At 22.8% G+C, this 16,262-nt stretch carries 13 protein-coding genes; 11 read left to right on the forward strand and 2 right to left on the reverse strand.

What is annotated here, in order from left to right:
* Positions 1-421: 421 nt before the first annotated feature.
* Together leuS and AACL11_RS08145 are read left to right on the forward strand one after the other, a co-directional pair.
* The gene (gene leuS, locus AACL11_RS08140; RefSeq protein ID WP_338987344.1) at positions 422-2,860 is read left to right on the forward strand and encodes a leucine--tRNA ligase; all 2,439 of its coding nucleotides are present in this window, start codon (positions 422-424) and stop codon (positions 2,858-2,860) included.
* A gap of 10 nt (positions 2,861-2,870) precedes the next feature.
* A complete protein-coding gene (locus AACL11_RS08145) occupies positions 2,871-3,584 on the forward strand; it encodes a sugar phosphate nucleotidyltransferase (RefSeq protein WP_338987346.1) in 714 nt (237 codons plus the stop codon).
* A gap of 1 nt (position 3,585) precedes the next feature.
* Here AACL11_RS08145 and AACL11_RS08150 read toward each other — a convergent pair whose 3' ends face one another.
* On the reverse strand, positions 3,586-4,050 hold the full coding sequence (locus AACL11_RS08150; protein WP_338987348.1) for a hypothetical protein: 465 nt from the start codon (positions 4,048-4,050) through the stop codon (positions 3,586-3,588).
* A gap of 863 nt (positions 4,051-4,913) precedes the next feature.
* Here AACL11_RS08150 and AACL11_RS08155 point away from each other — a divergent pair.
* From AACL11_RS08155 to AACL11_RS08165, 3 genes are all read left to right on the forward strand, one after another.
* Positions 4,914-5,603, forward strand: a complete 690-nt coding sequence (locus tag AACL11_RS08155; RefSeq protein WP_338987349.1) for a DUF1360 domain-containing protein — start codon at positions 4,914-4,916, stop codon at positions 5,601-5,603.
* A 51-nt stretch (positions 5,604-5,654) separates the two neighbouring features.
* On the forward strand, positions 5,655-6,668 hold the full coding sequence (locus AACL11_RS08160) for an IS3 family transposase (RefSeq protein WP_338986622.1): 1,014 nt from the start codon (positions 5,655-5,657) through the stop codon (positions 6,666-6,668).
* A gap of 240 nt (positions 6,669-6,908) precedes the next feature.
* The gene (locus tag AACL11_RS08165; protein ID WP_338987350.1) at positions 6,909-7,283 is read left to right on the forward strand and encodes a hypothetical protein; all 375 of its coding nucleotides are present in this window, start codon (positions 6,909-6,911) and stop codon (positions 7,281-7,283) included.
* Between the two features lie 171 nt (positions 7,284-7,454).
* Here the strand turns inward: AACL11_RS08165 and tpx are convergent, their stop codons facing one another.
* Positions 7,455-7,961 (reverse strand): thiol peroxidase, encoded by a 507-nt coding sequence (gene tpx / locus AACL11_RS08170; protein WP_338987351.1) that lies wholly within the window; start codon positions 7,959-7,961, stop codon positions 7,455-7,457.
* 87 nt (positions 7,962-8,048) lie between these two features.
* Between tpx and AACL11_RS08175 the strand changes: the two genes are divergently transcribed.
* The 6 genes from AACL11_RS08175 to AACL11_RS08200 all read left to right on the forward strand — a co-directional run bounded on the left by AACL11_RS08175 (position 8,049) and on the right by AACL11_RS08200 (position 16,147).
* A complete protein-coding gene (locus AACL11_RS08175; RefSeq protein WP_338987352.1) occupies positions 8,049-9,656 on the forward strand; it encodes a YhgE/Pip family protein in 1,608 nt (535 codons plus the stop codon).
* A gap of 247 nt (positions 9,657-9,903) precedes the next feature.
* Entirely contained in the window at positions 9,904-10,902 is a 999-nt protein-coding gene (locus AACL11_RS08180) for a WD40 repeat domain-containing protein (protein WP_338987353.1), read from the forward strand.
* A gap of 435 nt (positions 10,903-11,337) precedes the next feature.
* The gene (locus AACL11_RS08185; RefSeq protein ID WP_252320214.1) at positions 11,338-12,153 is read left to right on the forward strand and encodes a hypothetical protein; all 816 of its coding nucleotides are present in this window, start codon (positions 11,338-11,340) and stop codon (positions 12,151-12,153) included.
* Positions 12,154-12,226: 73 nt separating this feature from the next.
* Complete coding sequence (locus tag AACL11_RS08190) at positions 12,227-13,225, forward strand: glycosyltransferase family 2 protein (RefSeq protein WP_338987354.1); 999 nt, start codon at positions 12,227-12,229, stop codon at positions 13,223-13,225.
* A 4-nt stretch (positions 13,226-13,229) separates the two neighbouring features.
* Positions 13,230-13,925 (forward strand): RDD family protein, encoded by a 696-nt coding sequence (locus tag AACL11_RS08195; RefSeq protein ID WP_252320210.1) that lies wholly within the window; start codon positions 13,230-13,232, stop codon positions 13,923-13,925.
* 35 nt (positions 13,926-13,960) lie between these two features.
* Positions 13,961-16,147 carry an ATP-dependent helicase gene (locus AACL11_RS08200; RefSeq protein ID WP_338987356.1) on the forward strand — a complete coding sequence of 729 codons (2,187 nt, stop codon included), beginning with the start codon at positions 13,961-13,963 and terminating at the stop codon, positions 16,145-16,147.
* The last annotated feature ends 115 nt before the right edge of the window (positions 16,148-16,262 follow it).

Below are 16,262 nucleotides of genomic sequence, written 5' to 3' on the forward strand. Positions count from 1 at the left end.
GATTAGATGTAATCCAACTCCGCCATTATTTCAATAATATATTCCTATAAAAGACATAGGAAAAGCTATTGTGCAAGTATAATTAAATCCAAAGTCACACCAGTTCTCCTAAGCCTATTTTTTGCTGCTTTGTTTTTTGTTTTAAAGACTTATTTAAAACTTTTTGTGTGTTCATAGAATCCTCCTTTGAATTTATTTAATATTAACGATAATTATATAGTATATTTTATTTGAAATACAATAAAAACTATTTCATTTTTGTAGAAAATAAATATTAGTAAATAGTTTAATAACATTGATTGATAATTAACAAAATATTTAAAATATAATTTAATCAATAAGTAAACATTGCAACTTGTTAAATGATTATGATATTATGGTTTTATGATTACTTTACCTGAACATATTAAAGGAGAAAAACATGAGTTATAATCACCAACAAATAGAAAAAAAATGACAGCAGTATTGATTAAAAAATGAAACTTTTAAAACAAATATTGATGATAATAAAAAACCAAAATCATATATTCTTGATATGTTCCCTTATCCTTCAGGATCAGGTTTACATGTTGGCCATCCTAAAGGTTATTGTGCTACTGATGTTATTTCACGAGTTAAAATAATGAATGGTTTTAATGTTTTGCATCCAATTGGTTGAGATGCTTTTGGTTTACCAGCTGAACAATATGCCTTAAATACAGGTAATAATCCAGAGACATTTACTAAACAAAACATTAATAATTTTCGTAAACAATTACAAAGTATTGGTCTAAGTTTTGATTATAATAAAGAAGTTAATACTACAGATACTCAATATTATAAGTGAACACAATGAATTTTCATTAAACTTTATGAACAAGGGTTAGCTGAAATTAAAGATGTTGAAGTTAATTTTTGTGAACAGTTAGGAACTGTTTTAGCTAATGAAGAAATAATTAACATTAATGGTCATATGGTTTCTGAACGTGGTAATTTCCCAGTTATTAAAAAACCAATGCGTCAGTGGGTTTTAAAAATTACTAAGTATGCTGAAAAATTATTAAAAGGATTAGATGATTTAGACTGACCAAATAGTGTTAAGGAATTACAACGTAATTGAATTGGTAAAAGTCTTGGAACACTAGTTGATTTTATAGTTGAAAATAATAAATGTAAGGTTTCTATTTTTACTTCAAGGGTTGATACTATTTTTGGTGTTTCATTTTTAGTACTTGCCCCTGAACATCCATTAATTCATGATTTAACAACTAGTGAATATTCGCAAGCAGTTACTCAATACTGTTTAGCTGCTAAAACTAAAACAGATTTAATGCGTCAAGGAGATGATACTTTAAAATCTGGTGTTTTTACTGGAAGTTATGCTATTCATCCTTTTACTAAAAGTAAATTACCAATTTGAGTTGGTGATTATGTTTTAAATCATTATGGGACAGGAGCAATTATGGGTGTTCCTGCACATGATAGTCGTGATTTTATTTTTGCTAAAAATAAAAAGTTACCAATCAATTTTATTATGAAAACTAATAATAAAAATGAACCATTTTTGGGTACTAGTGAATATATTAACTCTGATTTTATTAATGGTAAGGATTTAGAAACAGCTACTAATTTAATTGTTAAAAAATTACTAACTTTAAAACAAGGAAAAGTACATACTGCATATAAGTTACGAGATTGACTTTTTTCTCGTCAACGTTATTGAGGTGAACCTTTTCCGATAATTTATTGAGAAGATGGTACAATATCAACAGTAGATGAACAACAATTACCAGTATTATTACCAAAAATGACTAATATTAAGCCATCTAATTCGGGGAATGCACCTTTAACTAATGCACCAAATTCCTGATTACATGTAACTAGAAAAGATGGTGTAAAAGGAAAAAGAGAAATTAATACAATGCCACAATGAGCAGGTAGTTGTTGATATTATTTAGCATATATTTTAAAAAATGATGATGGTACTTATTGTGATTTTAATAGTGCTATTGCGCAAAAACGTTTTAACTATTGATTACCGGTTGATTTATATATTGGTGGTCAAGAACATGCTGTTTTACATTTATTGTATGCTCGTTTCTGACATTTAGTGCTATATGATTTAAAGTTAGTTAATGTTAAAGAGCCATTTTTAAAATTGGTAAATCAGGGTATGATTCTTGGTGAAAATAATGAAAAAATGTCTAAATCACGCGGTAATGTTGTTAATCCAGATGATATTATTAATGAATATGGTGCTGATACTTTGCGAATATATGAAATGTTTATGGGGCCATTAACAGCATCTTTACCGTGATTAAATAGTGGTTTGGTTGGTTGTTATAAGTTTTTAATGCGTATTTATCGTCTTGTTAATAAAGATGAGTATAAAATAAAAATTACTACTAAGAATGATAAATCATTAGATACAATTTATCATCAAACTGTAAAAAAAGTAACTAATGATATTAATGATTTAAATTTTAATACTGCTATTGCACAACTTATGATTTTTATCAATGCTTGTTATAAAGCACCAACTATTTATCAACAATATTTAGTTAATTTTTTAAAATTATTAAATCCATTTGCTCCACATATTGCTGAAGAATTATGATTTCAATTTGGTAATAAAGAAAGTATTAATAAAAGTCAGTTTCCAAGTTATGATGAAAAATTTTTGATTACTAGTGAAGTTACTATTGCTATTCAGATTAATGGTAAAACGAAAATAACTTTAGTAGTAAAAGAAAATTTAAATAATCAAGAACTTTTAAAAGTAGTTAATAATGAAGAAAAAGTAAAACATTGATTGCAAGATAAAACAATTATTAAGACAATTTGTATACCAAATAAGATTGTTAATTTTGTTGTTAAGTAAAGGAGGAATAATGAAAGTTGCTATTATTTTTGCAGCAGGAATTGGCAGTAGATTACAACCTATCTCAAATAATGTTCATAAATCGTTAATTAAATTTAAAGGTTTAACTTTAATTGAACATATAATTAATCATTTAATTGAAATACATGATTTAAAAAAAATTATTGTCATTACTGGTCATTTAAAAGATGAATTTAATTTTCTTACTCATAAATATTCAAAATTAATCTTAATAAATAATCAACATTTCCTTGATTATAATAGTGGTTATGCTTTGACATTAGTATCATCATATTTTAATGGTCAAGATGATATTTTTATTATTTCTGGTGATATGATTAGTACAAAAAATATTTTTTTAAATAATTTTTCAACTAATATGATGGCCGCTATTAAGCGTGATCATGATAATATCAAAGAAGATTGAAGTTATAAATTAAACAAGAATGGTAATATTATTGATATTATTAAAAGTAAAAAAAAGGATAGTTTCTTGGCGGGAGAATGAAGTTATATTACTAAAAAATGAGCAAAAGTTCTTGGTGAAGATTTAATAAATCCACAACAAGAACTTGTATTGCAAACAACAATGGTTGGTAAATATTTAATTAGTAATAGTATTAAACATAATTTTGAATTAAAACCTTATGTTTTATCATTTGATTGTCATTGGGATGTTGATAATATTATTGATTTAGAACGAACTAATAAATATTTTAAATAATTTAAGTAGTTAATTTTTTTCCAGAAGTTGTTGTTGAAACTACTGGAATTTCTTCACGATTACAACTATGTGCAACATTTTGGAATGGATTAGTAGTATTACCATTTAATTTTAGTGCTTCTGCTGTTGTTTCTGCTACTGATTCATTTTCTGGATCTAGTGCATCTACTTCTTTAAAACTAACTTGTCCATTACTATTTGTAGAAACATTATTTTTTTGATTAACATTATCTTTATTTTTAATAATATTAACTGATTGATTTAGTTTAGGCTTTTTAGTTCGATTATTAAATAGTGAAACTAAAAGTTTTTTTAATCATATGTATGGAAAAAAAGAAATATAAGCGACATCTTTTGCAAATTTTACAATTCAACCAGAAGAAGTTGCTTTTTCTTTTTTATTTTTTTCACCTTGTAATTTATCAAAAATTTCTTTACTTGGTTGTTGCTGTTGTTGTGCTGACATAATTTTCACATCCTTTTTTATTTAAAAATAATTAGGTTCCACTTATCTAATAAAAAGAATAAGTCGAACCTAATGGTCTTTAATAATTTAGTTTATTATGATGTTAGTATAACATATTTTCAATTTTTAAGCACAATAATTAAAAAAATAACATCCTTACTTTTGAGTTAATAAATCATAATTTTATTTAAAAGAAAGGGAGAAAAAATATTATGAATGAAAAATAAAAAACTTAGTAAAATTATTACATGATGCAGAACAAGAAAGTAGAAAACTTGATTTATTACTTGCAAAAGCTAAGAAACAAGAAGAGACATTAAAAAAAATTGAAGAAGAAAAACAAATAAACAAACATAAATCAAGAAATCCGAAAATTTAAATGTACATTATTTAATTTTAGATAAAAACTCATGTAATAAAATTGTAATTTTATATAGTTTTAATATATTTCTAAATTTATTATTTTTTTATTTTAAAAAGAAATATATTGAAATTAAAGGTTATTCAGAAAAATTAAATAACATTGATAAATTCAAAAAATATCCATAAATTAAAATAATTAAAAGCTTAGTACTATGTTAATATACTTACTGACAACAGATATTTTTCATAAATTAAATAAATATTAATTTAAATAAAATATTGTAAATTATATAATATTTGATAAAATGTAAATATTAAACATATAAGTTTTTTACCCATTGCTTTATTTTAAAGTAAATGGGTTTTTTAATTAAAAGGAGATATCAAAATGGCTTTACCAATAAAAAACAATTCTTGCAGAACAATTCAAAACTGCAGAAAGTGAGTTCACTAATAAATTCAAGAAAAATAATGAAAATTGACATAATGGTGAAACGTTTATGTTTGAAAATCAATCAGGTGAAGATAATGAACTAAAATATCTTCAATTTGAAACTTCTATAGTAGAGGGAGGTAAAGAGTATTTTGTTTATGATGAAATAATAGAAATTAATAATAAACCAGTTTTATTATTAGAAATTCATGATGATGAAAAAAAAGAAATTTGACAACAACTAATTTATCTTGAAGCAGATCAAGTAATTAAACAAATTAGACATTTAAGTTATGAACAATTTTCTAATGAAGTAAAAAATGATGAAAGTTTTATTAAATTAGAAGAAAATAAGGATACAACTATTATTAGAATACCATTTTTTGATTTCATTAATAACCTTAATGAGAAACAAAAAGAAGAACAAGTAGATATAAAAAATAAAAAAGTAAGAAAAGTTTTATGAAAAGTATTAAAAGGGATAATATTTGTAGTTGCTTGGGCTGGTATTGGTATTTTAAGTAGTTTAGTGGTTACTACATTAGTAGCTCCTGTTGTAGCAACTTTTTATGCACCGTCAATATGTGCTTTAATTTCTGGAGTTATTGTTGGTGGAGTTGTTACAGGATGAGAAAAGTATAAAGAAAAAATAAAAAAATTCTTTTTGCCTAATTGAAAATCAAAAAATGAAATAAATATAGAAAATAAACTACAAGAACAAAGATTATTTGGAGGGCCACTTAGCCCTTTTTACTAGACCATTAATTTAAAAAATCTGAATGTATTCTAAAAACAATTGTGTTATATAATGAACACTAATTTTGACCTGAAAGGATTTTTATTAATGGATAAAATTAAACAAATAGCATTAATAATTAACAAATTAAATATCAAAGAAAAAATTAAAATTATCGATGATTGCAAAAATCAATATTCAATTAGAAACTTATGTCAATATCTTCAATTAAACAGATCAACATATTACTTTTTAAAAAATAAACAAAAACTTATTAAAAAAGAAAAAAATCATATTATTAATTGCAATCATAAATATCAAGAATTATGCCAACTTTTAATCGAATTTCATTCTACAAGAAAAGGTAGAATTTATGGATATTTAAGAATTTTTTCAGCTTTTAAAGAGTGATTAAAACAAGAGAAAAATATCATTTTAAATATAGAATTATCAACAAAACAAATGCGAAAAATTATGAAAAAACACAATATTCAAGGATTAAAACAAACTAAAAATAACTATCCTAAAAACAAAAAAAATCCAAATAAGTGAATACCTACAATGGATAAAGTAAACAAAGATTACAAAAGTACAACCGCTTCAAATCAAATTTGATCAATGGATACTAAACAAATAAACACCAAAGAAGGTTGACTATATCTTTTTGTAATTATTGATTTTTATTCAAATAATGTTGTTAGTTATAATACATTTTCAAATAAATCATATCAAGATTTAATTCTTCCTGCACTTGAAAAAATAAACAACCAATTTTCTTGAAATCAAATAAAAAACGTTATTTTACATTCAGATAACGCCAACGAATTTTATTGTCAAGAAATTACAAAATGAGCAAAAAACAAACAAATAATTTTAAGCAAAAAACAACCATATGATATTGGCGGTAATGTCATATCTGAAAATTGATTTTCACATTTATCTCAAGAATGATTGCCTAAAGACTCAAATCAATATTTAACAATCAATGAAGCTATTAATGATGTAAATCAATATGTTATGTTTTATAATTATGAAAGAATACATTCTAAATTTTTAAAACCACCAATATTACAAATAAAAATTTAGAAATATCTATCAAAATATGGTCCAGTAATTAGGGCTAACCACCCTACTTAACTCCAGTTAAATATCAACAACAAATGTCTACCAAAAAATAGTCCTAAAAAGTGTTGCCATTCCATATTATTAAAAAGAGAACAACAAGAAGAATTATTTTTAAGCTTACCTCCAGAAGCAAAACAACAAAGAATTTTGAATAGTTTTCAACAAATTTGAAATAATAATAAAAATAAAAATTTTATGGATATGCAAAATGAATTAAGTCAAAGATTTGAAGAAAATAAAAGAGAATTAAAACAGCAAAATTTGGAAAATATTTATAAAAGAAAAGATGAATTACAAGAACAAGTAGAAGCAGCAAAAAAAGATTTAAGTGCAGAGCAAAATGGAGCAATACAAAATAAATTAGAAATGATTACTTTTGTGGCAAGTGAAATTAATAAAGAAAATCAAAAACCTCAACCTGATGAACACGATTTAAGAATTTTTGAGAAAGAAGTTGTTGCTTTTACCAATGAAATAGAAGAAATTTTGAAAAATAATAAAAAAAGTGATAATCTTGTGAGAGAAGATGTTAGAGAAAAGTCACCAAGTAGAAAGATGAGACAAATATCTTTATAATCTAAAAAGGAGATAAAGTTATGAATAAAGAAGAAAAAGAAAAATCTGAAAAACAAAATAAGACTTCAAAAAGTCGTAGTTGATTTTCAAAATAAATAGTTTTTTAAAAGTCTACTGATAAATACAAAAAAGTTAGGTAATACTTATTTTAAAAATATTACCTAACTTTTTTTATGTTAAAGTTTTAATAAATTTTAGAACTTCATCATAGTTTGGTTCTAATGTTACTTCTTTAACAATTTGTAAATATATAACTTTATTATTTTTATCAACAATGATAATAGTACGTGCTAATAATTGGATTTCATCAATTAATAAATTAGTAGTATTACTAAAATTATTTTCATTATTACGATAATCACTTAAAATATGAAAATTATTATTCATTTTTAGTTTTTCACAAAAGCGACTTTGAGCAAATGGTAAATCTTTGGAAATAGTAATGATAACTAAATCTTTTAATTTAGTAGCCTCTTTATTAAAGTGTATAGTTTGTAAAGCACAAGTTTTAGTATCAATGCTTGGTACACTAGAAATAATCTTAAATTTATTAGTGAATTGTTCTAAATTCATATTATCCATTGTTTTATTAACTGCAGAAAATGATAAAGTATCTCCAACTTTGATTATTTCATTTTTAATATGAACGGGTTTACCTTTAATTGTTAATTGCAACATAATATTTTTTTCTCCTTTTTTATCAAATGTATTTATAATATTATTATAACTAAATTTATTAAAGATAATCTATTAAGGAGTAACAAAGTGTTAAAAATTTTAAATAAATTTAAAATTGCTATTCAAGAATTTAAAATGGTTTTTAAAGCAGTGGGGACTAAACACATTTATAAAAATAAAAGAACAATTATTAAAAGTATTGCACTATGTTTTATTCCATTTTTATATGCTTTTATTGCTTTATGAGCTTTTTTTAATCCATTGGGAAATATTAATCGTTTACCAATTGCTTTAGTTAATAACGATAGTTCTGCAGTAGGAATTAATCGTGTTATTAATCGACATAATTTAAATTTGGATAATGAAAATCCTAATAGTAGTGGTGCTTATGAATTTAAAATTAATGATTTACAAATTAACAATGAGAAAAAAACATTTACTGTTTATTATTATGATGATTGAAAAAGTTATTATCAACATCAAAATGACAAAACTTTTTTAACTGAAATTATTATTGATAGTTGTTTTACTAAGGATTTTAATGATTTTTTTAAACAAGCTTTTAAAGTAGTTATTGATAATATTAAAACTCCAGAAAGAATTTGGAATCTTATTAATCAAATTACTATTAGACCAAAAATTAGTTTACAAGCTTCATATAAAGTTAGTCCGATTTTAGGTGAAATTAATGATTTTGCTTTAAATGCATTAAAAGATAATATTTTTAGTAAGTTTTTACCTGTTGTTATTAGTGATCAAGTATTTGATTATTGAGATAAAGATGCTTCTGATTCAGGTTATCACCATTTACAACCAATTTTAAAAGAAATTTATGGTATTCTTTCAATTGTTGTTCCTGGTTTAGGTCCTCATGCCGAACAATTTAATGATAATATTGATAGTGTAACAAGAAACGAAGAGATTAAACATATTAAAGTTTTAGAACATGATTATTGAATGAATCATACTTTATTGGCACCTATTAACTTTATTAATTTTAATATTAATATTGAAGGTCAAGATAAATCTCCTTATGGATTTGGTTTGGGTCCATATTTCATGTGTATTGGAATGTGAGTAGGTACTTTATTATTAACTTTTACTTTTATTAGAAATAAAGATATTCCAAAAACTAAATTTTGATCAAACTATTTAGCTAAATCAGCATGAATGATTATTTTTGGTTTAATTCAGTCAACAATTTTAGTAACTTCATTATTACTATTATTTAATAATATTGATTTATGACAACGATTTTGACAAATGTTTTTATACATGTGATTAATAGCAATTATTTTTGATTTGGTTGTTCAATCAATTGCTCACATGTTTCGTAATCATGATTTGGGTAGATTTTTAATTGTTATTCTTTTAATACTACAACTTTCTTCATCAAGTGGTACTTTTCCTGTTGAATTAGAACCCAAGTTTTTTCAAGTAATGTATAATTTTTTACCATTTAGTTATGCAATAAAAGGATTAAGAGAAATTCTTATTAATCCTAATCCAATGACTATTTTATGAAGTATTGGTTGTTTATTAATATTTATTATTATTTTAGTACCATTATCGTTGTTACTTAATTGATGACATGATCATAAAGATGCAAAAAATGAAGTTGGAAATAAAAAAAATAAATTAGTTGTTAATAATTCTTCATCATTAAAAAATAAAACTACTACTGATGAGAACTAAACATTATATTTTTAGGTGTCCTTTTTATTAATACTTTCTAATAAAAATAGAGTACTTAAAAGAATGTTGTATATTATTTTTTTCAATTATAAACTTAAATTAATATCTACAAAAGATATATCTTTTGTAGATATTAATTTATAAAATAAAAAACATAAATATTTAAAAAAAATAATAAAAAAGTAAAAGAGGAAAAAAACTTATGCATTTTAAAAAATAATAAAAAAGTAAAAGAGGAAAAAAACTTATGCATTTTAAAAAATTATTAACAATGTTTACTATAACATTTTTTGCTAGTTCAGGGACTATGCTTTCAATTAATACTCATGTTTCTAATAACAAATTAATTAAAAATTGTTTGGTTAATAACCATGAAACATTTTCAAAATTGGAAGGAACTAGTGGTGTAATTCAATCAATAACTAGTGATCAAAAAGGCAATGTTTATGCTGCTAATGATGAAGGTATTATTTATTATATTAGTGAAAATAATAAAGATATTAAACCAATATTTAAAAGTGAAGGTATTATTCAAGCAATAGCAACTTCTAATAATGGTAATGTTTATGTAGCTATAAAAGAAACAAAAAATGAAACAAAAATTTATATAAAAAATAATGATAGTAATAATTTTAAACTACTTGAAAAATTTGATTTTAACTTATTATCAATGATAGTCTATACTTCTAATGATGGTGAAGAATATCTTTATATGGGTACAGATAATGATGTTAAAGCATATTATCAATCATTTGGACAAGAATGATTGCAAACTATTCCTGGAACTAAAGGAAAAATTTCTGCAATAATTAAAGATAATAATAATGATAAATGTATTTACGCTGCTACTACTGATGGTCAAATTTATAAAAATATTGGTGGTGATCAAAAATTTAAGGAACTTCTTACTACTGGTAGTAAAATTACTGATTTAACATTTGATAATTTAGGTAATGTTTATGCTACTGAGATGTCAGGGCAAGTTTGAAAAAAAGATAATAATAAGAATTCTTTTTTTAGATTTCAATTACATCCATTATCAAATTGTTTAACATCTATTGTCATTAATAATGATAACTGTATATATGTTGGTGATAATACTGGTAATCTTTGAAAAAGTTATGGATCATCAACCTTTGATAAACTTCAATTTAAAGTTAATATTAGTATTAAAAAATTAATATTCAATGGTGCAACTAAAAAAATGTATATTGGAAGTAGTAATGGTGTTTATTATTCAGATTAAGTAAATTAGATATTTTTATTATTACTATTATTTTTGCAAAAAAATAAAAGAAATAAGTTATAGATGAAGAAAAATTATTAATTAAAAAAGAATACTAATATTAATGTTAGTATTCTTTTTTAATTAATATATAGTTTTCTAGTATTTTATTTATTAATAATATATTCATCATTTCTATATTATTTTAGAAAAAGTAATAAATAAAGTTTAATATAATTTTTGCTAAAAGTTTTTAAAAAAGAATAACTTTAATATGTGTAGAAATATATGATATATTCATATAGTTTAAAGATAATTTTATGATGATTGTTAGTTGTTTAATAGTAAAAATAAAAGTACTTTAATTATTAATCAAAGTGAAAAATTTTCTTAGACCACACTTTATATATAATTTGATAAAATAGACTTAGAAAATATTAGAGTTAGGAGTAGAAAATGAAGAAAATTATTTTAAATCCAAATATTTGTGCTGATGAGATTGAACTTACTATTAAAAAACAAGGTTGAGAAATTATTGATAAAAAATATGATTTTTATCAACCATACGTTAGTATTTTTGATAATTTAAATTATGAAGCAAAAGTAGATTTATATATTGCTTTTAAAACTGCAGGTAACTTTGTTCATAAGGTATATTGCTATTTTTTAGAATTTGATACAAATAATATTTTTAAAATATCAGAAATTAAATCACCAGAGCATCCTAAGGGACAAATGACAACACGAGTTGCTGATTTTAAGTATTATAAAACTACTGGTAATCTAGGTTTTACTCCTTATAAAAGCCCAATATCTGGTCAACCATATAACTTAAGTCATAATTATCACAGTTTTTTTAATTCATTAATTGAATCAGAAGCAAGAAATGAATTAAACTATGTTTGTATTTTATTAAAATATGATAATCATGCTCGAAGCAAGAAAAGACTTCGATATTTTGTTAATTCGTATAAAAAGTTTATTAAATCATTTCTTTTTAAATTTGAAAAATTTGAAATTAGAAAAACACGTGCTTTATTAAGAGCAGAAATATTAAAAGGACAAAAAAAGAAAAAAGTTAGCAAGCCCGCAAAACGAAACGTTATTAAACCTAATAATACTGAAACTGTTATTATTGAAGGTAATTTAAAAACTATTTTTGATCATAAAAATATGACTGTTAAAGTTATTAAAGAAACAGATAATATAGAAAAATCTACTTTAGTATCTAAAAATAAACTTAAAAATAGTAATCAAAAAAATAAAAAATAAATGTTGATAAACCTTCACTTAAAATTGTTAAAGAAGTGTTATAATTATTTATAAAAGAGAGGAAATATTTATTATGCTACTAAGTTTTATTTTATATACAACTTCATTTGAATCCGAGCACTTAGATTCTTTTTTATCAAAGATTTTTGTAAATAAAAAAACTAATTTTGAAGTTGTTGTTGTTGATGATGGCATTAACAATGAAAATTTGGAGATATTTAGTAAATATTTTAAATTATATCCACAAAATTTAAAAATGATTACTAATTATCAAGTATCAGGTATTGCCATTAGTCGTAATCTTGGCCTTAAATATATTTTCGGACAATATGTAGTTATTTTAAATCCAACTGAAATTCTTAGCGTTAATTTTGTTGAAACAGTTAATAAAATTTTAGATAATAATAAGGATTTAGATTGTATTGAATATTGTGTTCGTTATGAATTTGATATAAATAATGTTTTTCATTCAACAATTAGAACTGAAGTTAATAAAATATATAATTTAAATACAACACAAGGAAAAATAGTCTTTGCTTTAACAACACCAGTTTTAACAACAAAAATCATGAAAGTTAGTATTATTAATGAATATAATTTACAATTTCGTAAAGAAATCCAATTTGATAGTTTATTTTTATACTCATTTTTAGCACATTGTAAAACATATTATGCAATTAATGAAACATTATTAACGTCTAAAAATAACACATTGGAAAATGATAATATTTTTGAACTAATGCACCAATGAATACATATTTTAAACTATTATAATAATTATAAAATTAAAAAAGTTTTATATGAAGAGTTGGAATATGCTTTTGTTAGATACTATCTATATACTCTTTTAAGATTTATTAGTATTTCTAAAAAACCTGCATTAATTGAAAAAACATATAATCGTGTCAAAGAAATTATTGAATTTAAATTTAAAAATTTTAAAAAAAATTCTTATTTTAATACTATTAATCCAAATGATAAATTTACCACTTATGCTCCTGATCTAAGTACTTATTTTAAGAAATATTTTAAAGATAATAATATTAGAGATGATTCAAAATATTGAGAGTAAAAAAATGAATATTAAAAAATTAGATACAACCGAAACATATATAATAGCTAAAACATGAAAACGTATTATTGCACGTATTTTTGACGTGATTTTTGTTAGTTTAATCCCATTAATAATTGGATTAGCAATTCATTATTTAGATAATAAAGGTAATCAAGAATCATGACAATTAATAATTATTTTTATTATTAATATAATTGTTGTCATTATATATTTTGTTATTATCCCATGAAAATGTAAGGGTCAAACTTTGGGAAAATTAATTTTTCAAATAAGATTAGTAAATGAAAAAAATCAAGATTTAAAGTTAAAACATTTTTTTTATCGTGAACTATTTTTAGTTTTTATTCCTCTATTATTAACCACTTCAATAATTCTTTTTATGAAATTGACTTTTAATGAAAACATTGCTACTATTAATAGTAATAGTACTTTAAATTCTTGATTAAATATTCTTATTCGTTCTGTAGTTAGTTTTGATTTTGCTTGGTATTGTGGGATTATGATCGTCACTAAAATTGATAAATATCATCAGCTATTCTTTGATCGTTATCATAAAACTTTTGTCATTAACAAGAAACCACTTGCAACTAATAAAAGGAAGATATCAACTAACGTTAATGATCCACATATTCATTTAGTTTATTCTCAACCAGGAAATATTAATGATGACGAATTAGAAAATATAAATAGTCTTTAATAGTATATACTCTTACTAACTTAAGGATAAATAACATGGATAAAACAAAACTTTTAGAAAATCTAAATGAACAACAACTACAAGCAATTATTAATGTTGATGGCCCATGTCGTATTATTGCGGGGGCTGGAGTTGGAAAGACGCGGGTTATAACATATAAGATTGCTTACTTAATTAATGTAATTAAAATTGCTAGTGAAAAAATATTGGCATTAACTTTTACTAATAAAGCAGCACGTGAAATGAAAGAACGAATAATGCAACTTTTAAATGATACTAACATTAATGTTAATATTGTTACTTATCATGCATTATGTGCCAAAATATTAAGAAGAGATATTCATTATTTAAATATTAATAATAATTTTAATATTATTGATCAAGAAGATCAACGAAAAATATTAAAAGATATTTTTCAAAAAGAATTTTCACATAAAGCTGAATTGCAGGAGTTAAGATTATTAAGTTCTAATATTTCTAACTGAAAAAATAATTATCTTTCTCAAGATCAATTATTAGCTGATTATCAAAATCAAGATGAGTGAATTTTACGTATCAAAGTTTTTGAATCGTATAAAAAATATCAATTTATTAATTCATGTTTAGATTTTGATGATTTATTATTATTAGTTGAACGTCTATTTAAAGAATTTCCACATATTTTAACAAAATGAGAAAAGAAATTTGATTTTATTTTAGTTGATGAATTTCAAGACACTAATGATATTCAATATAATATTTTATTATCACTTGCTAAAAATCATAAAAATATTACTGTAGTTGGTGATCCTGATCAAACTATTTATAGTTGAAGAGGAGCAAATATTAATTTAATATTGAATTTTACTAAACAATTTCCTAATACACAAACATTTATTTTAAATCAAAATTATCGTTCAACAACTAAGATTTTAAATACAGCTAATAGTTTAATTAAAAATAATGTTCAACGTATTGAAAAAGAACTGTTTACTAAAAATGATCTTGGTAATGATATTGTTATGTATCATGCTAGTAGTAGTGATCAAGAAGCACATTGAGTTGCAACAACTGTTAAAAAAATTCATTTAAAATATCATTTAGATTTGAATAAAATTGCTATTCTTTATCGTAATAATTATTTATCAAAAGATTTAGAACAAGCTTTGATTAATAATAATATAAATTATAAAATTTTTGGTGGTTATAAATTTTTTGAACGTAAAGAGATTAAAGACATTTTGGCGTATTTAAAAATTATTGTTTGAAATGATAATATATCAATGATTAGAATTTTAAATGCAACACCTAAAATTGGACCAAAAGCTATTGATAACTTATTATTACTTGCTAATGAACAATCACTAACTTTAAATGAATACTTATTTAAATTTCAGTATGGATTACCAAAAAATTATCGTCAACATTTACAACCTTTAATTAATTTAATTAATGAGATGCAAACTAATATCAAAGATGTTACTTCTTTACATAACATGGTTGAAAATTTATTAAATAAAACTAATTATTTAAAAAAACTAGAAGATAATCTTGAAAAAGAAAGAATTGAAAATGTTCAACAATTATTAGAACAATTGCTTGAATATGATAGTAGTAATAATGAATTACAAGGCGAAGAATTATTAACGTCATTTTTACAAGAAGTAAGTTTATATACTGATTTAGATGAAAATAGTACTAATAAAGCCGTTAATTTAATGACAATTCACAGTGCTAAAGGTCTAGAATTTGATGTTGTTTTTATAGTTGGCATTAATGAAGGTATTTTACCTGGAATAGGTAAATTTAGTATAGAAAACTTAGATAAAATTGAAGAAGAACGACGACTTTTTTATGTTTCAATTACTAGGGCAAAAAAATGATTATTTTTATCTAGTGCCAGTGGATATTCATATATCTTGGATCGTATGAAACAACCATCTCGTTTCTTAAAAGATTTAGATCTTAAATATTTAAAAATCATTAATAACGAACACCAAGAAATGGCAGCAACTTATCAAAATCGTAATCATTCTAAATTTAATTACTATAAAGCTGATAATAAAGATAAGGTTGAAATAACTAATAATTGAAATGTTGGAGATATAATTATTCATGAAATTTTTGGAAAAGGTATTATTACTAAATTAATTGGTGATAAAATTCAAGTTGCTTTTCATAAAAATCATGGTGGTATTAGAATTATTAGTTCTAATCATATTGCTATTAAAAAATTTGTATAAATTTATTTTTATTAAAAATGTCTATTTTTTGGACATTTTTAAGTATTTTTAAAAAATTTCTTATAAAAAAATATTTTTTTATAAGAAATTTTTTATTACATATTAATTTTTTCAA

It is taken from the genome of Spiroplasma endosymbiont of Dasysyrphus albostriatus, assembly GCF_964019495.1.
In the GTDB taxonomy this organism is placed as follows: Bacteria; Bacillota_I; Bacilli_A; order Mycoplasmatales; family VBWQ01; genus Spiroplasma_E.